Annotated in this window: 17 protein-coding genes; 13 read left to right on the top strand and 4 right to left on the bottom strand. The window is 55.6% G+C overall.

Going from position 1 to position 20,486, the window contains the following annotated elements:
• The first annotated feature begins 17 nt into the window (after nt 1-17).
• The 4 genes from tssI (at nt 18) to FHS03_RS02890 (ending at nt 5,525) form a co-directional block, all read left to right on the top strand.
• Nucleotides 18-3,728 carry a type VI secretion system tip protein TssI/VgrG gene (gene tssI / locus FHS03_RS02875; RefSeq protein WP_371871574.1) on the top strand — a complete coding sequence of 1,237 codons (3,711 nt, stop codon included), beginning with the start codon at nt 18-20 and terminating at the stop codon, nt 3,726-3,728.
• A complete protein-coding gene (locus FHS03_RS02880) occupies nt 3,725-4,138 on the top strand; it encodes a hypothetical protein (RefSeq protein ID WP_183439484.1) in 414 nt (137 codons plus the stop codon). The genes tssI and FHS03_RS02880 overlap by 4 nt, the downstream gene beginning before the upstream one ends.
• A 180-nt stretch (nt 4,139-4,318) precedes the next feature.
• Nucleotides 4,319-4,903, top strand: a complete 585-nt coding sequence (locus FHS03_RS02885; RefSeq protein ID WP_183439485.1) for a hypothetical protein — start codon at nt 4,319-4,321, stop codon at nt 4,901-4,903.
• Between the two features lie 55 nt (nt 4,904-4,958).
• A complete protein-coding gene (locus FHS03_RS02890) occupies nt 4,959-5,525 on the top strand; it encodes a hypothetical protein (protein WP_183439486.1) in 567 nt (188 codons plus the stop codon).
• 273 nt (nt 5,526-5,798) lie between these two features.
• On the opposite strand, the gene gyrB is transcribed toward FHS03_RS02890, so the two are convergent.
• From gyrB to dnaA, 3 genes are all read right to left on the bottom strand, one after another.
• On the bottom strand, nt 5,799-8,297 hold the full coding sequence (gyrB, locus tag FHS03_RS02895) for a DNA topoisomerase (ATP-hydrolyzing) subunit B (RefSeq protein WP_183439487.1): 2,499 nt from the start codon (nt 8,295-8,297) through the stop codon (nt 5,799-5,801).
• A 62-nt stretch (nt 8,298-8,359) separates the two neighbouring features.
• A complete protein-coding gene (dnaN, locus tag FHS03_RS02900) occupies nt 8,360-9,466 on the bottom strand; it encodes a DNA polymerase III subunit beta (protein ID WP_183439488.1) in 1,107 nt (368 codons plus the stop codon).
• Nucleotides 9,467-9,588: 122 nt separating this feature from the next.
• Nucleotides 9,589-10,998: a chromosomal replication initiator protein DnaA gene (gene dnaA, locus FHS03_RS02905; protein WP_183439489.1), complete on the bottom strand. Its 1,410-nt coding sequence runs from the start codon at nt 10,996-10,998 to the stop codon at nt 9,589-9,591.
• A 373-nt stretch (nt 10,999-11,371) separates the two neighbouring features.
• Here dnaA and rpmH point away from each other — a divergent pair, with 373 nt between their 5' ends.
• The 9 genes from rpmH to FHS03_RS02950 all read left to right on the top strand — a co-directional run bounded on the left by rpmH (nt 11,372) and on the right by FHS03_RS02950 (nt 19,585).
• Nucleotides 11,372-11,506: a 50S ribosomal protein L34 gene (gene rpmH, locus FHS03_RS02910; protein WP_082219652.1), complete on the top strand. Its 135-nt coding sequence runs from the start codon at nt 11,372-11,374 to the stop codon at nt 11,504-11,506.
• Nucleotides 11,507-11,529: 23 nt separating this feature from the next.
• Complete coding sequence (gene rnpA, locus FHS03_RS02915; RefSeq protein ID WP_183439490.1) at nt 11,530-11,937, top strand: ribonuclease P protein component; 408 nt, start codon at nt 11,530-11,532, stop codon at nt 11,935-11,937.
• The gene (gene yidD, locus FHS03_RS02920) at nt 11,934-12,194 is read left to right on the top strand and encodes a membrane protein insertion efficiency factor YidD (protein WP_183439491.1); all 261 of its coding nucleotides are present in this window, start codon (nt 11,934-11,936) and stop codon (nt 12,192-12,194) included. Before rnpA ends, yidD begins: the two co-directional genes overlap by 4 nt.
• 11 nt (nt 12,195-12,205) lie before the next feature.
• Nucleotides 12,206-13,942 (top strand): membrane protein insertase YidC, encoded by a 1,737-nt coding sequence (gene yidC, locus FHS03_RS02925; protein WP_183439492.1) that lies wholly within the window; start codon nt 12,206-12,208, stop codon nt 13,940-13,942.
• Nucleotides 13,943-14,010: 68 nt separating this feature from the next.
• Nucleotides 14,011-15,390, top strand: a complete 1,380-nt coding sequence (gene mnmE / locus FHS03_RS02930; protein ID WP_183439493.1) for a tRNA uridine-5-carboxymethylaminomethyl(34) synthesis GTPase MnmE — start codon at nt 14,011-14,013, stop codon at nt 15,388-15,390.
• Between the two features lie 174 nt (nt 15,391-15,564).
• A complete protein-coding gene (locus FHS03_RS02935) occupies nt 15,565-16,782 on the top strand; it encodes a tyrosine-type recombinase/integrase (protein WP_183439494.1) in 1,218 nt (405 codons plus the stop codon).
• A gap of 149 nt (nt 16,783-16,931) precedes the next feature.
• On the top strand, nt 16,932-17,819 hold the full coding sequence (locus FHS03_RS02940) for a hypothetical protein (RefSeq protein ID WP_183439495.1): 888 nt from the start codon (nt 16,932-16,934) through the stop codon (nt 17,817-17,819).
• A 102-nt stretch (nt 17,820-17,921) separates the two neighbouring features.
• Entirely contained in the window at nt 17,922-18,152 is a 231-nt protein-coding gene (locus FHS03_RS02945; protein ID WP_183439496.1) for a helix-turn-helix transcriptional regulator, read from the top strand.
• A 308-nt stretch (nt 18,153-18,460) separates the two neighbouring features.
• Nucleotides 18,461-19,585 carry a YagK/YfjJ domain-containing protein gene (locus FHS03_RS02950; protein WP_183439497.1) on the top strand — a complete coding sequence of 375 codons (1,125 nt, stop codon included), beginning with the start codon at nt 18,461-18,463 and terminating at the stop codon, nt 19,583-19,585.
• On the opposite strand, the gene FHS03_RS02955 is transcribed toward FHS03_RS02950, so the two are convergent.
• Nucleotides 19,575-20,429, bottom strand: coding sequence for a toxin-antitoxin system YwqK family antitoxin (locus FHS03_RS02955; RefSeq protein ID WP_183439498.1), 855 nt, complete (start codon nt 20,427-20,429; stop codon nt 19,575-19,577). The two genes, FHS03_RS02950 and FHS03_RS02955, sit on opposite strands and share 11 nt — an antisense overlap.
• Between the last annotated feature and the right edge of the window lie 57 nt (nt 20,430-20,486).

A 20,486-nucleotide genomic window follows, 5' to 3' on the forward strand; every position in this document is an offset into this window, starting at 1 on the left:
AGCAAGAGGAGCCGGACGTGGATCACAACAATGCCCTGTTCAGTTTTCTGGCCCAGGAAAAAGAGCTGGTCACCAGCAACCGCCCTTTGCGGCTGCGGCTCGCCCATCCATCCGGCCTGATGGAAGACGTGCTGCTGCCGCAGCGCATCAGCGGCAGTGAAGCGGTCTGCGGCGGCGTCGAGTACCGCGTGCTGTGCGTCTCGCTGAACGCCCACCTGCCGCTGAAGGAACTGATTGCGCTGCCGGCCGCCATCGACATCGTCACCGACCGTGGCGACGTGCGCAGCGTGTGCGGCATTGTCAGCGAAGCCAGCGCGGGCGACAGCGACGGCGGTCTGGCCAGCTACCAGCTGGTGGTGCGCGACGCGCTCGGCATCCTGGAAAAGCGCATCAACACCCGCGTCTTCCGCCAGAAGAGCGAGGTGCAGATCATCCGCCGGATCGTGGACGAGTGGCGGCAGACCAATGCCGTGCTGGCGCACGCCTTCCGCTGCGAAAGCGGCGAAGGCTTCGACGACGAGCGTTACCCGCCGCGTGAATTCACCATGCAGTACAACGAGTCGGACGCCGCCTTCATCCGGCGGCTGATGCAGCGGCGCGGCATCGCCTGGCATTTCCGCTCTTTGCCGGACGTGCAACCGGCCCATGCCATGGTGATGTTCGATACGCCGCACGCACCGCAAAAAAATGCTGCAGGCGCCGTGCGCTACCACCGCGATGCCGCCACTGAAGAACGCGACAGCATTACCGCCTGGTGCGCGGTGCGCGCCATCCAGCCGGGTTCCGTAACGCGCCACAGCTGGGACTATCGCAATCCGCAGTCCGCCTTCATGCAGGGAGCCGCGTCCAGCAGCGTGGAGCAGGGAAGCAATGGCGGCACGCTGTGTGCCAGCCTGGACGACTACCAGATCCTGCCGCCGCATGTGGGCGACAGCCACGACGATCTATGCCGCCTGGGACTGCTGCGCATGCGCCGCCACGACTACGAATCGAAATGCTTCCATGGCCAGGGCAGTGTGCGTGATTTATGCGCCGGCGAGTACTTCACCTTGACCGAGCATCCCGAGATCGACACGCATGCCGAATCCGAACGCGACTTCGTGGTGACGGCACTGCATCTGCGTGCGGAGAACAATCTGCCGCAAGGCTTGTCCGAGCGCGTGGCCAAGCTGTTCGCGCATCAGCCCTGGCATGCGGACAAAGAAGGCGATGTTTTGCGTGCAGACCGCGGCGCAGGCAGCGATGCGGCCGGTCCCACGCGCACGCGCATCCACTTCACGGCGGTGCGGCTGGGTACCGAGATCGTGCCGGCCTACGATCCGCGCAGCGACCTGCCGCAAGTCCGGCTGCAAAGCGCCATCGTCACCGGCCCCGAAGGTGAGGAAGTACATTGCGATGCGCTGGGACGGGTCAAGATCCGCTTCCCCGGCATGCGTCCGCAAGATCATGCGAGCGGCCCCGGCGCCAGCGGCACCGATACCGATTCCGCCTGGGTGCGCGTGGTCAGCAGCTGGGCGGGCGATGGCATGGGCAGCATCGGCCAGTGCGGCAGTCTGAGTTTGCCGCGCGTGGGCAGCGAAGTACTGGTCGATTTTTTGGGAGGCGACCCCGATAAACCGGTGATCGTCGGACAGCTCTACAACGAAAATGCGCGCCCGCCAGCCTTGAGTAAAGGTGGCGGCCTGCCCGGCAACCGCTACCAGTCCGGCATCAAAAGCCGCGAAATCCGCCAAGGCCGCGCCAACCAGCTGCGCTTCGACGACACCGAAGGCCAGATCAGCGCGCAACTGGCCAGCGACCACGGCGACACCCAGCTCAATCTCGGCTATCTGAGCGGCCCGCGGGAAAATGGACGTGCCAAGCCGAGAGGCGAGGGCGCGGAATTGCGCAGCGCCGAAGCGATTGCACTGCGTGCCGGCAAAGGCTTGCTGCTCTCGACCTGGCCGCTGCCTTCGGCGGACGCCAGCCACCTGCAGCGCCAGGATTATCTGGCCCTGCTGGCGGACAGCATGGAACTGAGCCAAAGTCTCGCCGCCGCCGCAGCGCAAAGACAGGCCATGGCAGCCGATGGCAAGGCGCAGCAGGAACTGGGCGAAATCTTCAAGGCTTGGGAAAACGGCAGCAACAGCGCGCCGCAGGGTGATGGCGGCCGCAAACCCGTCATCGGCATGACGGCGCCAGAAGGCATCTGCTTCGCCACAGCGAAAACGATCGTCACCTACGCCGCTGCCAATATCGACAGCTGCTCGCAGAAGAACACGCAGCTCAGCGCCGGGCAAAGCCTGATCGCAAATGCCGGCAAGGGCATCTCGCTGTTCAGCCATAGCGAAGGCATCAAGGCCATCGCCCAGCGCGGCAAGCTGCTGCTGCAAAGCCAGCATGACGACACGGAGCTGAATTCCGCCAAGGATGTGAAGTTCACCTCCACCGAAGGGAAGATCATTGGCATGGCGAAAGAAATTGTGCTGATCGCGGAAGACGGTTCTTTCATCAAGATTGGCGGCGGCATCACGCTCGGTACGCAGGGCACGATCACGCATCACGGCGCCAACTTCCCCTTTAAAGGCCCATCGGCCATGGCGGCATCCTTGCCCAGCTTAATAGAAGGAGATGCTGACTCTTATCCCAATATTGAAGAAAACAGTCGAGAGAGAGCTATCAACAAGGCCAAGTTGGCTTGGATGGATAAGAAGGTCGACGAAATTACGCGTAATAGTCCGGCTGCCAATCTTTATGCCTCGGGGAGTATCGGGAGTTTGTTAAGCCACAATCCAATGGGAGAAGGTGCAATATGGGATGAAGGTGGGCCTCAGGATTCGCCTAGAGGATGGGGCGCTGACGATCGCAACTCCTATCTCGCGTTGGGTGCTACATCTGGGAGTGCTGGGAGTTTGCGGAATAACAAAGAAATAAATCTAAATGAGGCTGAGTCGTCCAATGGTGATGGGTTGAAGCTGGGAGTGAACGAGCTTTATGCTGATGCAATCAATTTCGCCAGCCGCCGAACTGATGTGCCAGGATCGTCTATTGCCGCAATTATTGGTGCTGAAGCAGGTAAGATTTCCAAGGCTCAGATTAAGGTTGCTGCTGATAAGGAATTTTATAGTACTCATCCAGGCTTAAATCCGGGAGGCAAGTTAACGAAATCTCAGGAAGTTGAATGGAATAATTTGAGGCGGTACTATTCTGAGCAATGGGACCCTGATTCCTATAACTCTAGTACAGGAGCTAGCGGCCTGACTCAATTCATGCCGGATGCTTGGAATGATATGGCCAGAAAAGAGGGTAGCTACCTGAATGAATATGCTGCCAAGGTTGGCTATGTTGACGGTAAGGGCGTCATTCTTGATTCTGAAAAGTTATTGAAGCTGCGCTTCGATCCAACTCTTTCTATTGTTACTGCTGCTGAATATGATCAAGATATATTCAAAAGACTCGAGAAGACGAAAAATCATGATGATGAGCCCATTGTTCCCGAAAATTTGAGTGCAGATGAGCGTGCAAAATACATTTATATTGGCCATCACGAAGGCTATAAGGGGGCTGTGTCTTTCATTCAGAAAACATTGAGCGAGAGCCGGGCAAATACTTTGCTGACAGCGAATGTGTCAGATCAAACCGTTCGCCAAAATATGATCGATGCAGCGAATGGAAGCAAGGCAGATGCGTACCAAAAATTTCTATGGGATTACGTTGACAATAAGATTCAACCAGCGAGATATCGATGAAAAAAAATTGTAAGGCCAAAGCTTTCGTTGTTCTTGCCATGTTTTTTGCAAATGGCCTGGGACATACGCAGGTATCTGGGAAAATTGGCGGCACATGGGAAGGTTTCGTGGGGCAGAAAATCCTACGTATGGATGTAGTAACGCTAAAACCAGAGGATGGCTACGTGGCCGCTGAATTTGCAGTGGCCGAGCCCGGATGCAGCGGTGGAATTGCAGGTATCGGAAAAGTTAAAGGTAATTCAATGGTTCTCACTCAGTACATGGCGAATAAGGATGAGCGTTCTTGCATGGTGACAATGCAGTTCGATGAGAAGGGCGAGACCGTTAAAGTCAGCGAATCATCATGTTCTGATTTTCATGGTGCCAGTTGCAATTTTTCCGGTGAAATGCGCCGGGTGCGACCGAACTAGCTAATTAGAATGCATATTCTATTCCGTCGGCTCACATTTGCTTAATGTGTCTAGTTTCGTGCGATCATGTCCCTCGTCAAGCACGGCCTTGGCGCGGAACAAAGGCATGCTGCGACGAGGGATATGATCGCACGAAACTAGACAGTTAGTACCTCATTCCAAGCTTGGGACAGTCTAACAATGCAGCAAGTAGATGATAGGTTCGAATTTTATACAAAAGAAGGAGCGGATTTGAACCTTCCTTTTGCTTCTCCACGCTTTTCAGATACAGCAAGAGGGGAAAGCGTCAGTAATTACTCAAGAAAGATACTTGACACAATAGCGACAGCCTCTAATGTTGATGTGACCACTCTTCTAATTACAAGTACGACGAGGACGCCAGAAGATCAAGCAAGGATCATGTACGAGCAGTTAGGGAATGGAACCATCTCAAGATATGGTTCGACAGGGAGAGCAGTAATCGATATCTACCATGATTCAATAAAGAATGGAAATGATGCGCGGCAAACGAGAAATGCAATGCGCGACACCATTCAGAAATACCTGGATAATGGACAAAGAGTTTCGAATCATCTAGGTGATCCTAAAGTATTAAACGTATTTAATATTAGTCCAACTAGTATTTCAAAAGATAACATAAAAACCTGGGAGGAAACACTCTCACAAGCATTGGATGGTAATGTGATTAGCACATACCTAGGGCCAAGAACTAGAGTTTATGATTCGGCGTATCATATTGAAATAAATCAGCCAAAGAATCATTAAAGGTTATCTATGAAATCATTCTCGCCACTTATGTTTTGTTTTGTTGCCAAGCTTGATGGCTGGCTGTAACGCATTTGGCAAAGATGGAGAGACGGTTAAAGAAATATTTTCAGAAATCTCTAAGAGAAATTTGGAGGCGCTGAAAATAATATCAGGAATTGAATTTGAGGAATTGAGGATTGGGATAAATAAAAACTACCCTGCTAGCTATCTTGTTGGTTCTTGCAGAGGGATCTTGAGATCTCCAGCAGAGAATGGTTATGGGTTGGCGCTTGTGCAATTAAAGTCGAATACAGCAATCTATGTTTCTGTATTGAAAGGAGATACTGAGTCATTCAGTTTTCAAAACCTGTCTTTTTTTAATATAGCTTTTAGTCAAAGTGGAAATATTATTGGACGTGGAATAGAGGTGGCTTGCGAGTCCTGGGCTAGTTTGATGGAAATAGATAGGGACTGCAAGAAGAACGTAAAAGGTATTGTGAGGGGGAGCACTTTAATGCCGGAAACGCGTCTTGATTCGATTTGTGGAACGTCAAATGAAGGTGATATGGAATTCCTGTGCTTCCAATATGATCCAAGCAGACGGCGATTTGTAGAAATTGGAGGATGGTACAACGAGTGATGACGACATCACGAGGCTGGTCCGGTACGCAATGTCATGAGCAGGATTGTGTCTTATACGTGGGTCAGTTTCGTGTGCAAATTATGCGGTGAAGTGGGTCAGATTTGGCTGCAAATCAACAAACAGACACTAAAAAGCCCACGAATCGAAATTCGCGGGCTTTTTAATTAACTTTAGCGGTTTGTACAGACCTGAGTTATCGAAATGCCTTTTTTGATTAAAATCTCAAAAGATGCTTCGCGAAATCTCAGGTTATGGCTCCTGCTACACACATCAAACGTCAATATTCCCCGCCCGCAGGGCGTTCGACTCGATGAAGTTACGGCGCGGTTCCACATCATCGCCCATCAGCGTGGTGAAGATCTGGTCGGCGGCAATCGCGTCTTCGATCTGCACTTTGAGCAGGCGGCGCACGGTCGGGTCCATGGTGGTTTCCCACAGCTGTTCAGGATTCATCTCGCCCAGACCTTTATAGCGCTGCTTGGAGACGGTGCGTTCGGCTTCGTCGCGCAGCCACTGCATGGCGTGGTGGAAGTCCTCCACGGCGGAGTCCTTGGTGCGTTCGCCTTCGCCGCGGCGGATCACGGCGCCTTCGCCGATCAGGCCAGTGAAGGTGGCGGCGGCTTTCGCCAGCACGGCGTAATCCGCGCCCTGCACGAAGTCGGCGTCGATGGTCGACACCTTCACGTTGCCGTGGTGCAGACGTTCGATCCACAGCATATGCTTCTCGCTCAGCTCATCGGAACGCACCGACACGGTGACGCTCGCGTCGCTGATATTGTCCGACAGCGCCTGGGCCGATGCCTTGGCTGCCTCAATGCTCGACAGGTCCAGCGTCACGCCGGTCATGATGCCGGTCAGCGCGGCGCGGTCGATGACGCGGGTCAGGCGGGTCATCACGGCATTCGCCAGGTTGTACTGGCGCGCCAGTTCGGCCAGTGGTTCGCCGGTGATCGGATCGGCGCCTTCGCGCGGGGTCAGCACGGCGGTGTTCAGGGCCACGGTCATCATATAGCCCGCTTCTTCCACGTCGTCCTTCAGATAGCGCTCGTCGCGGCCAGCCTTGACCTTGTACAGCGGCGGCTGGGCGATATACACGTGGCCGCGTTCCACCAGCTGCGGCATCTGGCGGTAGAACAGCGTCAGCAGCAGGGTGCGGATGTGGGCGCCGTCGACGTCCGCGTCGGTCATGATGATGATGCGGTGGTAGCGCAGCTTCTCGACGTTGAATTCGTCCGGGCCGATCGAGGTGCCCAGGGTGGCGATCAGGGTGGTGATCTGCTCCGAGGACAGCATCTTCTCGAAGCGCGCCTTCTCCACGTTCAGCACCTTGCCGCGCAGCGGCAGGATGGCCTGGAATTTACGGTCGCGGCCTTGCTTGGCCGAGCCGCCCGCGGAGTCACCCTCGACGATATACAGTTCGCACAGGGCCGGGTCTTTTTCCTGGCAGTCGGCCAGCTTGGCCGACAGGCCCAGGCCGTCCATGATGCCTTTGCGGCGGGTCAGGTCGCGCGCCTTGCGCGCCGCTTCGCGCGCGCGCGCCGCTTCCACGATCTTGCCGCAGATGATCTTGGCGTCGTTCGGCTTCTCCATCAGGAAGTCGGTCAGGGTCTTGGCGACGATCTCTTCGACCGGGCCGCGCACCTCGGACGACACCAGCTTGTCCTTGGTCTGGGACGAGAACTTCGGCTCCGGCACTTTCACGCTCAGCACGCAGGTCAGGCCTTCGCGCATATCGTCGCCGCTGATTTCGACCTTGGCCTTCTTGGCGAAGTCGTTCTCGTCGATGTATTTGTTGATGACGCGGGTCATCGCCGCGCGCAGGCCGGTCAGGTGGCTGCCGCCGTCGCGCTGCGGAATATTATTGGTGAAGCACAGCACCTGCTCGTTGAAGGCGTCGTTCCACTGCATCGACACGTCCACCGAAATGGTGGTGTTCTGGTCCGACTGGCGCTCGCCGGTGGCCTGGAACACGGTCGGGTGCAGCACGGTCTTGGCCTTGTTGATGTACTCGACGAAGCCGCGCGTGCCGCCTTCGAAGGCGAACACTTCTTCCTTGCCGTTGCGCTGGTCGCTCAGCTTGATGTTCACGCCATTGTTCAGGAAGGACAGTTCGCGGATACGCTTGGCCAGGATCTCGTAGTGGAATTCCACGTGGGTGAAGATCTCTTCGTCGGCCCAGAAGTGGACGTCGGTGCCGCGCTTGTCGGTTTCGCCGATCACCTTGATGGGCGAGCATGGGAAGCCGTCGACGATTTCGATTTCGCGGTTCTGCGCCACGCCTTTGATGAATTCCATCTGGTGCACTTTGCCGTCGCGGCGGATGGTCACGCGCAGCAGTTTGGACAGCGCGTTCACGCACGATACGCCCACGCCGTGCAGGCCGCCCGACACCTTGTAGGCGTTCTGGTCGAACTTGCCGCCGGCGTGCAGTTCGGTCAGCACGATTTCGGCGGCCGAGCGCTTCGGTTCGTGCTTGTCGTCCATCTTCAGACCGACCGGGATGCCGCGGCCGTTGTCGGTAATCGAGATCGAGTTGTCCGAGTGGATGGTCACATGGATTTCCGAGCAGTGGCCGGCCAGCGCTTCGTCGATCGAGTTGTCCAGCACTTCGAACACCAGGTGGTGCAGGCCGGTGCCATCCGAGGTATCGCCAATATACATGCCTGGACGTTTGCGGACTGCTTCCAGGCCTTCCAGGATCTGAATCGATGCGGCGCCGTATTCTTCCAGCTTGGCCTGGAGTTGGGGTTCGTTTTGGCTTTCGGGCATGGACTGCTTTCTCAAATAACGATTACTGATTGACTCGGTAAAAACTTACTGCATGCGCCGCGTTAAATACGCATTGGCATCACAACGTACTTGAAGTCTGGATTGTCGGGGATCGAGATCAGGGCCGAGGAATTGGAGTCGCCCAGCGACACATTGATCTGATCGCACTTCAGGTTATTCAGCACGTCGAGCAGATAGGTGACGTTGAAGCCGATGTCGATATTGTCGCCGCCGTAGTCGATTTCCAGCTCTTCCACCGCCTCTTCCTGGTCGGCGTTGGTGGACGAGATTTTCAGGCTGCCCGGGCTGATGATGCAGCGCACGCCCTTGAATTTATCGCTGGTCATGATGGCCGCGCGCTGCAGGGAGCGCAGCAGCTCGTCGCGGCCGATGGTGAAGTCGTTGTTGTAGCCCTTCGGGATCACGCGCGTGTAGTCGGGGAATTTGCCCTCGACCAGCTTGGAGATCAGTTCGATGTCGGCGAAGGTCAGCTTGACCTGGTTGGCCGCGATGTCCAGCTGCACGGCGTCGTCGCTTTCTTCCAGCAGGCGTTGCAGCTCGATGATGGTCTTGCGCGGGATGATCACTTCCTGGCGCTCGAAAGCCTGTTCGGTTTCAACCTGGCAGAAGGCCAGGCGGTGGCCGTCGGTGGCCACGGCGATCACGTTCTTGCCGTCCAGGACCAGCAGCAGGCCGTTCAGGTAGTAGCGGATGTCCTGCTGCGCCATCGAGAAGTGCACCATATTGAACAGGTGCTTCAGGGTTTTTTGCGGCAGCGTGAAGGAGGCGTTGTAGCTGTCGGCTTCCTGCACGGTCGGGAACTCTTCGGCGGCCAGCGTTTGCAGGGCGAAGCGCGATTTACCGCTTTGCACCGCCAGGCGCTTGTTGGCCAGGGTCAGCGACACGTCGCCCGCTTCCGGCAGGGCGCGCAGAATGTCCAGCAGCTTGCGCGCGGCCACGGTGGTGCCGGTCACTTCGGCGCCGGAGCCGATATTGGCGTGCGTGGTGATCTGCACTTCGGTGTCGGTGGACAGGAATGAAACGCTTTCGCCTTCCTTGCGGATGAGGATATTGGCCAGAATCGGCATAGTGTGCCGACGCTCGACAATACCGCTCACGATTTGCAGTGGCCGAAGCAGCGTATCTCGGGTGGTTTTGACCAGTTGCATAAATATCCTCAGTTAAAAGTTAAACGTTAATTCTTTTGCATCGCTTGTCGCGACGCGTCTGCTGCTTGCCTTGGCGGCTCAAACCCAGCAGTGTAATAGCAAATCTTCAGCCCCGGCCAGCATCAGCCTTTGAGGGTTTGTTCCAGAACGTGCAGCTCGTGGTTGCACTCCGGGTTCTTGGTGCGGTCCAGCGCGATCTTGCGCACCGCGTGCAGCACGGTGGTGTGATCGCGGCCGCCAAACAGCTCGCCGATTTCGGGCAGGCTCTTTTGCGTCAGTTCCTTGGCCAGATACATAGCGATCTGGCGCGGACGCGCAATATTGGCGGGGCGGCGCTTGGAATACATGTCCGCCACCTTGATGTTGAAGAAGTCCGCCACCGTCTTCTGGATGTTTTCCACCGAGATCTGGCGGTTCTGCACCGAGAGCAGGTCTTTCAGTGCTTCCTTCACGATGTCGATGCTGATGTCCTTGCCGTGGAAGCGCGAGTAGGCCAGGATCTTGCGCAGCGCGCCTTCCAGCTCGCGCACGTTCGAGCGCAGATGCTTGGCCACGAAGAAGGCCACGTCGTCGGACAGCGTGACGCCTTCCGACTTGGCTTTCTTGAGCAGGATCGCCACCCGCATTTCCAGCTCCGGCGGCTCGATCGCCACCGTCAGGCCGGAGTCGAAGCGCGAGATCAGGCGGTCGTCCATGCCGGTGATCTCTTTGGGATAGGTGTCGCTGGTGATGATGATCTGCTTCTTGGCCGCGATCAGCGCTTCGAAAGCATAGAAGAACTCTTCCTGCGTGCGGCTTTTGCCGCCGAAGAACTGGATATCGTCGATCAGCAGCATGTCCAGCGAGTGGTAGTAATGCTTGAAGTCGTCGAAGCCCTTGCGCTGGTAAGCGGTCACTACGTCGCGCACATACTGTTCGGCGTGGATGTAGCGGATGCGCGAGCCCGGCTGGTCGGCCATCACTTGGTTGCCGATGGCGTGGATCAAGTGGGTCTTGCCCAGGCCGACGCCGCCGTAGAAGAACAGCGGGTTGTACGACACGCCCGGATTGTTCGCCACCTGGATCGCGGCGGCGCGCGCCAGCTGGTTGGCCTTACCGGTCACGAAGCTGTCGAACGTCAGGTCGGTATTGATGCGGCTTTGCTCGCGCCCGCGCGCATTGGCGAATTCCGGCGTGGACACGATGGCCGCGGCGGCAGGCTGCTCGGCGCTGCGCGCCGTGTCGGCGGCGTGGTTGACTGGCGCGGCGCTGCTGCTGGCGGTCGGTGCGGCCGGCTTTTTCGCGGCATTCAGGCGCGGGTCGAGCACGAACAGCACTTCGATCGGCCCTTCCCAGTATTGCGCTGCCAGGGCCGTGATGCGGCTGGCGAATTGCGTCTTCACCCAATCCAGCTTGAAGCGGTTGGGGGCGGCAATACGCAGCTTGCCCTCCTCGTAATCGAGGGGGATCAGCGGCTTAATCCAGGCACTGAATTGTTGCGGCGTCAGCTCCAGTTCCAACTGAGCGGAACAGGTCTGCCAAAAATTTTCCATGAATCTTCTATCTGAAAAGCTGTGGGAGGGCGTCTGGGCGAACTCCAAACGCCACACGTAACACGCTATTCTACCCCCGAAGTTCCAAGTTATCCACAGGCATCACGCGAAAAATGTGCAAAAGCCGATGGCCCGCGGGGGCGGGTGGGCGCGCTTCAAGGTTGACAAGCGGTGTCGAAATGCTGATAATTCAGGGTTCCCCGCCCGTACTCCGTGTTTTTTCAGTTTACGACCAGCGCGGATTAAGCGGGCGATGAGATTGGCCAGCTTGTGCCGGTATGTTGGCATGGGTGCGCGAAATGTCATTGGCACCAATAACTGACGGGACGTCAGACCCGATTTTGCATTTTTTTGCTTCTTTAGCGAGACCAACATGAAACGTACTTACCAACCTTCCGTTGTGCGTCGTAAGCGCACCCACGGCTTCCGCGCTCGTATGGCTACCCGTGGCGGCCGTCAAGTTCTGAATGCACGCCGTGGCAAAGGCCGCAAGCGTCTGGCTGTATAAGCCACAGCTTGCAGGCTGATCGCGTGGACAGCTGTTCAAACGGCTCGACAGGCGAAGGTTCCCACGACTTCGCGCGCGCTCGGCGCATCATTAAAACGGATGAATTTTCATCCGTTTTTCGTTTGCGCCCGGCCCAGAAAAGCGCGCATTTCGTGCTCTATACCCGCCAGAATCAGCTGCCACATGCGCGGCTGGGCATCGTCGTTGCCAAACGCTTTGCGCCGCGCGCGGTTACGCGCAACACCATCAAGCGCGTGACCCGCGAATTATTCCGCGTTACCGGACTGCCGCCCATCGACTGCGTCGTGCGGCTGGCGAAACCGGTCAACCGCAAGGATGGTCCGGCCACCACGGCCAAACTGAAGCTGGAACTGCGCCAGGAGCTGACGCGCCTGTTCGCTTCCCAGACCAAGAACCGTCCTGCGCGATGAAAACGCTGCTCTCCTTCCTGCTGCGCGCCTACCAGCTGACCATCAGTCCCATGCTGGGGCCGCGCTGCCGCTTTTACCCAAGCTGCTCGAACTACGCGCTGGAAGCCCTGCGCGTGCACGGCGCGGGAAAAGGGAGCTGGCTGGCGCTGCGGCGTGTATGCCGCTGCCATCCATGGAATAATGGCGGGCTTGATCCGGTTCCGCCGGCATCAGACAAGGATTCCCAAACAACCGCTTGCGGTTGCAACCACTCTTGATACTTACCGTAATGGATATCAATAAACGTACCATCCTGTGGATCGTATTCTCCGTATCGCTCGTCTTCCTGTGGAACGAGTGGATGATCTCCACCGGCAAGCCATCCATGTTCGCACCGGCGCCGACCCAGACCGCGAAAGCGCCTGCGGCCAAAGCGGCCGGCCTGCCGGCCCCTAGCGCCAGCGCGACCGCCGCCACGCCAGGCGCCGCCGCCGTTGACGGCGCCGCGCCGTTCAAGAGCGAAATCATCACCATCACCACCGACGTGATGAAGGTCGATATCGACACCCTGGGCGGCCAGATCAAGCGTCTGGAACTGTTGAACTACAAAGCAGCCGGCAATCCGGGCTGGTTCGGCGGTTGCTTCGGCCTGTCCGAAGCCTGCAAGAGCAATCTGGATGCGCGCGCTAACGAAGTGCTGTTCCAGCAGAACGCCGCCAAAACCTATCTGGGCCAGACCGGCCTGGTCGGCGCGCCTGGTCTGCCGAACCACAACACCGGCTTCGTCGCCAAGCCTGGCGTGCGCACGCTGGCCAACGGCAACCAAGTGCAGCTGGTGCTGGAAGCGGAGCAGGGCGGCGTCAAACTGACCAAGACCCTGACCTTCAAGCGCGGCGACTATGTGGTCGACGTGCGCCACGACGTGACCAATACCGGCGCGGCGCCGCTGACGCCGGAGCTGTACCTGCAGCTGGTCCACGACGGCAACAAGCCGCCTGAATCGTCCTGGTTTAACAGCAGCTTCACCGGCCCGACCCTGTACACCGACGCCGACAAGTACAAGAAGCTGAGCTTCGAGAAGATCGAGAAGGAAGACAAGACCCAGAAGGAAAATCCGGGCAAGCCTTTCACGCCGGATCATCCGACCAAGGCTGACAGCGGCTGGATCGCGATCTCGCAGCACTTCTTCGTGTCGGCCTTCGTGCCGCAAGCGAAAGCCGCGCGCGACATCTTCACCAAGAAAGTGGACACCAATCTGTACGCCATTGGCGTGGTGCAGCCGCTGGGCACTCTGGCGCCAGGCGCCACCGTGTCCAACACGGCCCAGCTCTACTCCGGTCCGCAGAACGAAAAAGCGCTGGAAAAAGTCTCGCCCGGCCTGGAGCTGGTGAAGGACTACGGCATGCTGACCATCATCGCCAAGCCGATGTACTGGGTGATGGAACACCTGCATAGCGCGCTGGGTAACTGGGGCTGGACCATCATCGCCTTCACCATCCTGATCAAGCTGGTGTTCTTCCCGCTGTCGGCCGCCAGCTACCGCAGCATGGCCAAGATGAAGGTGGTCACGCCGAAGATGACGGAAATCCGCGAGCGCTACAAAGGCGATCCGCAGAAGATGAACCAGGCCATGATGGAGCTGTACAAAACCGAGAAGATCAATCCTCTCGGCGGCTGCCTGCCGATCCTGGTGCAGATGCCGGTCTTCATCGCCCTGTACTGGGTGCTGAACGCCTCGGTCGAAATGCGCGGCGCGCCCTGGGTGGGCTGGATCACCGACCTGACCCAGCACGATCCATGGGCCATTCTGCCGGTGCTGTACGCGATCTCCATGTTCATCACCACCAAATTGAACCCGCAGCCGGCCGATCCGGTGCAGGCCAAGATGATGCTGTTCATGCCGCTGGCCTTCTCGCTGATGTTCTTCTTCTTCCCATCCGGCCTGGTGCTGTACTGGGTTGTGAACAACGTGCTCTCGATCGCCCAGCAATGGGTCATCACCCGCAAATACGGCGCCGCCAAGTAAGCCTGGCCGGTGTGTTGCAGAAAAACCCGTGCCAGGCACGGGTTTTTTTTATCATCTAGAATTCCGCTATGAATCTCGACACTTCCCCCATCGCGGCAATCGCCACGGCCCCCGGACGCGGCGGCATCGGCGTGGTGCGCGCCTCCGGCAAAAACCTCAACGGCCTGGCCCAGGCCCTGTTTGGCGCCACCGCCCTGCAGCCGCGCCACGCTACCTACATCCCCTTCAAGAACGCCGACGGCAGCATCATCGACCAGGGCATCGCCATCTATTTCAAGGGGCCGCACTCCTATACCGGCGAAGACGTGCTGGAATTGCAAGGCCACGGCGGCCCGGTCGTGCTGCAGATGCTGCTGGCGCGCGTGCTGGAGGCGGGGCAGGAATACGGCCTGCGCCTGGCCGAGCCGGGCGAATTCACGCGCCGGGCTTATATGAACGACAAGCTTGACCTGGCCCAGGCCGAGGCGGTGGCCGATCTGATCGACGCCTCCACCGAAGCGGCGGCCAAGTCGGCCTCGCAATCGCTGTCCGGCGCGTTCTCGCAGACCATCCACGCCCTGGTGGAGCGCGTCACCCACCTGCGCATGCTGGTGGAGGCCACGCTCGACTTTCCGGAAGAGGAAATCGACTTCCTCGAAAAATCCGACGCGCGCGGCCAGCTCAAAGGCATCGTGGAAGCGCTCGACCAGGTGTTCCGCCAGGCTTCGCAAGGCGCGCTGCTGCGCGAAGGCTTGAACGTGGTGCTGGTGGGCCAGCCGAATGTGGGCAAGTCCTCGCTGCTGAACGCCTTGGCCGGCGCCGACGTCGCCATCGTCACGCCGATCGCCGGCACCACGCGCGACAAGGTCAGCGAAACCATCCAGATCGAAGGCATCCCGCTCAACATCATCGACACCGCCGGCATCCGCAGCCATGACGAAGCGGTGGACGTGGTCGAGCGCATCGGCATCGAACGCACCTGGGGCGAAGTGGGCAAGGCCGACGTCATCCTGCACCTGCTGGACGCCGATCACGGCCCGACCCGCGCCGACGAGGCCATGGTCGAAGCCTTCCCGGCCGGCGTGCCGGTGCTGCGCGTGTGGAACAAGATCGACCTGTCCGGCCACAAGCCGTCGGTGGATGAAATGTCCGACGCCACCCATGTGTATTTGTCGGCCAACGAGAAGCTCGGCATCGACCTGCTGCGCGGCGAACTGCTGCGCATCGCCGGTTGGCAGCAGACCGGCGAATCGCTCTATTTGGCGCGCGAACGCCACCTGATCGCCCTGCGCTCGGCCTCGCGCCACCTCGACCTGGCCGGCCAGCATGCCGCCCAGACCGACCAGTCGCTCGACCTCTTTGCCGAGGAGCTGCGCCTGGCCCAGGTCCAGCTCTCCAGCATCACCGGCGCCTTCTCCTCCGACGACCTGCTCGGCGTGATCTTCAGCCGCTTCTGCATCGGAAAATAGAATCCGTTCCGGGGTGTTCCGAGGGATACCCAAAACGGGCGCTCCGCCCTTGTAATTACTGAGTTTTGGTTCTGATGGGTTCCGGGATTTTCCGACCAGTTCCTGGCTTTTTTGGTACACAGGTTGGCACACTGTTGAGGTATACTTAGACAACTGTGTACCTAAAGGAGCCCGATGCCACGCCAAGCCACACCACTGACCGATACCAAGATCAAAGCCCTCCGGCCTAAGCTTGCGCGTTTCCGCGTGAGTGACACAGGCGGCCTTCTCTTGGAGGTGATGCCTAGTGGCTCAAAGGTTTGGCGGTATCGCTATCAACTGCACAGCGTCCGCTATCCGGCGCTGACCATTGGCAACTACCCTGAAATTAGCCTTGCAGACGCCCGTAAGCAGAGGGACGAGTGGGCCGCGCTGGTGGCTCGCGGTGAGTCCCCAAGGAAGGCCGTAGCGGCCTCTAAGGTGGAGAAGCTGAACACCATTCAAGCATTTGCAGCTGAATGGTTCCGCGAACAGATCAGCGACAAGTCCGATAGCTACAGCCGTAATGTAGAACGGGTACTCAACAAGGACATATTTCCAAAATTGGGCCGTGTGCCGCTTACGGAATTGACGCCGGGTGACGTGATGGCACTTTGCGACCATATCAAATCTCGGGGCTCGCCTAAGATGGCGCTGTTCTCCCGCAACGTGTTGAAGCGCATGTACGACTTTGCGATAGCGCGACAGCTTGCGACCAGCAACCCCGCAGCAGCTCTTGTGGCTCGCTTCATCGCGACGGAGGAGAGCAGAACTCGTGTGCTGACTCCAAGCGAAATAGGCTTCGTTTTACGCTCCATATACGCGTCGGACATTCGACGCCCTTTGAAGCTGGCATTACACCTATTGTTGATAACGATGGTACGCAAGGCCGAGCTTACGGAGGCCCGTTGGCAGGAATTCAATCTGGAGCAGGGCACGTGGGACGTACCTGCCGAGCGTATGAAGAAAGACCTGCCCCACCGCGTGTATCTCTCCGCCCAAGCAGTGGAACTGCTTCAAGAGCTTCAGAAGCTCTCAGGGCGATCAGAATTCCTTTTCCCGAGCTCTCGAGGTAGCGATGATCGTCCAATCAGTAAGAGCACCTTAAATCAAGCGGTAAGAGCGCTGTCGTTGGATGTACAGCATTTCGTGTTGCATGACTTTCGGCGCACCGCCTCTACGCACCTTCACGAAATGGGGCACTCGTCTGATGCAATTGAGAAGGCTCTTGCACACAAGGTCAGCGGTATTAAAGGGGTCTACAACCGTGCTGAATATGCCGAGCAGCGTAAACAAATTCTGCAAGCATGGGCTGATTTCGTGCAGGCTCAGGTGGCAGGGGCAAACGTCACCCCACTTTTAAAACGTGCCTAAGTACGCACAAGAATCAAAGGAAGATAGCATTGGGTAAAGTTATATCTCGTTTGCGAGATGCTCTCGAGCGGACGAGTAAGGATGCACAGTCAGCGCTCGAGGAGTCCATTGCAGGAAGGCTCGTTCTCTACGTTAGCGTACCGGAGGGGATGGAAGTTTTCAGTGTAGATGCAAGCCATCTCAACCCGTTCACTTTACCTTCGTTTATCAAACGTTCTCGCATCCTTCCACAATCGGCCTTCGCTATGCGTGGATTACAATTTCTGGCCCTCCGACCTGATAGTGTACGCATGTTGCTGAACACGGAGATCGCTACGGCGCGTACGTTTGACGTGGGCATTCGAATCGATGCCAATGCTAATGTTCACCCGCAGAGCGCGTCAACTCAGCTTTTAATCGAAGACGCGTTCACAGTAACCACAATTGAACTGCCTAATCGCAGTTATGCAATCTACCATGCGAGCCTGAACCCCATCCATGCCCCTGAGCATCTGCAATTTCCCCAAGTCTTACGCATAACGCTCGACGACATTTATGTTGAGAATGATAGTCTCAACGAGACCACTCACGTAATTTCACCTTTCAGAGCGGAGCTGATAACGCGGCTTCAATCGTTCCAAGGCCCGCACATCTCGTTCAGTCTGAACATGCTACGGTCGATTTTTCTGATGGAGCTAGCTGGACTTAGCACATCTTCCGCTAAAGCTCCCCAGGCTGATAGCCTCAGGCCCAAGCTCCAGTCCCATATCAAATCCGGTAATCAGGTGAATGCAGCCGCTAAGGTATTGGCGAACTCCATACAGAGCGTGCTTGAGGCCGAAGCAAATTTCGATAAACGTATACCTGAGATCGTGCATCTCTTTGATTGTGCTGAACAATTTTGGGGCGGTGAATATGACCAATATAAATCGCGGGTCAAAGTTCCGGAAATTTCGCGCTGGCTTCAAAGAAGATTCTTGCTAGATGATCATCCAGCCAAGGCTTGTGTCGCGCTGATTAGGCCGACGCGACAGGTAGGCAGAGTGAAAAAAGCATAGTCCCCAATTGCTCGAATTGTTCGCGAGCTATCTTTATCTATTCTTGCCACGTCATTGTCCCCAAGATACGGTCATTCCTAACCAAGCCATACGAGGCCTAGAATGACCGTAACCTACCCTGCACTTCCGAAACTCACCGTACTGCGCCGTAAGCAAGTAGAAGACCGCACCGGGCTATCTCGCTCCACCATCTACGAGAAGATCAATAGCAGATCCCCTCGCTACGACCCCCATTTCCCCAAACCTATTCGTCTAAGCAGTGATGCCGTCGGTTGGATCGAGGCCGAAGTTAACGCGTGGATAGCGCTGCGCGTACGGCATAGCCGGTGCTAACTTCCTACTAGCGCCAGCGATAGATACCTGATTGGCGGCACAAGTTACTTGATCTGAGCACAAGTTAGGTGATTGCAACCACTTCCCTTGCTTCCTGGCTAACAACATCCTTTCGTAAACCGGTTTTTTTGAGGTGATATGTGGTCGTAAATTTCTGGAATCAAATAAGTCCGTATATCTGAAAATCCAAAATTTCGCCCAATAGCGGCCTCAGCGCTATAAAAAATCCGTCATATTGGCTGGCGCTAGGGATCGGCAATTTTGGTTTTTAATATTATTTAAGAGAGACGACCCAACACGATTTAAACATGAACATCCAACAGAATGATAACAGCTTTAGAGCTCATGCAGGCGATGATATATCCGTCAAGGCAATGTATCAACAGATCACTTTTGATCTAGATCTTGACCTTCTAACAGGAAATCCCGAAATTATGGAAATCACAGAAGGATTTCTAAATCCATTAGTAAAGATAGAAGAATTTGTGCACAGAGCAATTGAATCAAACGATCCTATCTATAACTTCGGAATCATAGATCCCTACGATCCTGAGGTTGGTCTAAGCGAGTTGGGACAAGCTATCATTCCATTCTTTTCTTCTATGGCCGAGTGTTACGATACCAGATTTGATTACAGCGAATACGTTAACGCGTTCTTTCAATCGCTAACGACTCAATATAAAAATTTCAATTTGAGTTATGGAGGCTTGCTTCTTGATATCCCTGGCGAAGTAAGAACGGAATTCTTTAACGGATTGGTTACAAAAATCCGAGAGACATGTTCCACAAAAGACTTTGCAAGAAAAATCGTGTTACGTAGATTTAAGTCAAAAGAAAATTACAACCGTGCTTTAGATTTTATTGAGGCGCTGTTTAAAAAGACGTCAAGAATACTAGTGCTACGAGTCGATTTTGGATATAGAGCTGCTGTGCGTGGCGAAATTAACGAGATATCCGCCGCGAAGCATAGGGACGATTTTCTTAACAATACTCGCTCTAATGCGGTTTTCAAAAACCTACTTGGATATATTTGGAAATTTGAGTATGGCAAAACGAAAGGCCATCATTATCATTTTGCCTTTTTCTACGACGGAGCTCGGGTTTGGAAGGACTCATTTAGAGCTGACCAGATAGGTAAGTGTTGGGAAAAGATCACGCGAGGATGGGGAACTTACTACAACTGCAATCGCAGTAAATGCAAGTATAAATACATCGGCATCGGAATGATAAACCACGACGATATCGAAATGCGAGAAAATTTAAAAAAGGCCGTTAGCTATTTAACGAAGAAAGACCAGTACCTAAGGAAGAGACTCTCAAAAAAAATGAAGACTTTTCAGACCAGTAATTTTCCAAAATTTTCTGACAGTCGTGTCGGACGGCCCAGGAGAAGCATTGATAGCGCTTCTCCTGATGTGGGAATTAAGTATTAGGCTTCTTGCCTTGATCACACCATGTTTTCCATTCATCAGTTTGCTCGGATGAAATAGGTGCGTCGCTGCCTTTTTCTTTGTGGAATGCCGCTATCCAAGCACCTAGGCAATCTACTGAGTTCGTTTCAGTTTGTGCTGGTTTATCTTGATAATCTTGCGCTACGCCGTTATTCCACATAGTTTTTTCTGCAACTGAACCATTCGCGTTATAGCGAATGGTCTCACCTTGATATTTCCCATTAACGAGATTTCCTTCAAAAATAGCCTTGCCGCTATTTTCATCCAACGCGGTCTCGCTGCCATTTAGCACACCATTTTCGAACTTGACTTTGTAGATTGGATTTCCCGTGGTGAAACCATAAATGATGAGCAGGCCGCTGGCTTTGCCGTCCAGGTAGTCTACATCAGCGAGGCGAACGTCTTTTCTGAAAGCATAGTAAAAAGTTGCTTTGCCGTCGATTACCCCATTTTTAAAATTCATTTTGATAATGCGGTTTCCAGAGGGAACCGATTTACAAGATGTTTCTCCATTGAGAACTCCATCAACGCTAGAAGTGTCGCAAAGAACGGTGTCATGCCCAACGGAAAGTGATTCCGTATAGATTAGATTGTTTATGTCTTTGTTACCGGTAGCCTTTGCAATTAAATTTACGACCGGTACGATTTCACTATAAGGCAGCTTGCCCAGAGGGATATTCGTTATTTTCCCGCTGAAGCCTTCGTTTTTTCCAATTTGATAAATTTTGTTATTTGCGATTTCCGAATTTCGCGAATCTAGAGTGTCGTTACATGCACTCAGCGCAAAGCTCAAGAGGATCAGGGGGAGTGCAGCCAGCTTCCGCATTTGCTTCCTTTCCGGGCAGTTATAAAGACGGCAGCGCCAAATGGGTCGTAAATGCCG

The organism is Pseudoduganella violacea (genome assembly GCF_014191875.1).
Taxonomy (GTDB): domain Bacteria; phylum Pseudomonadota; class Gammaproteobacteria; order Burkholderiales; family Burkholderiaceae_D; genus Rugamonas; species Rugamonas violacea_A.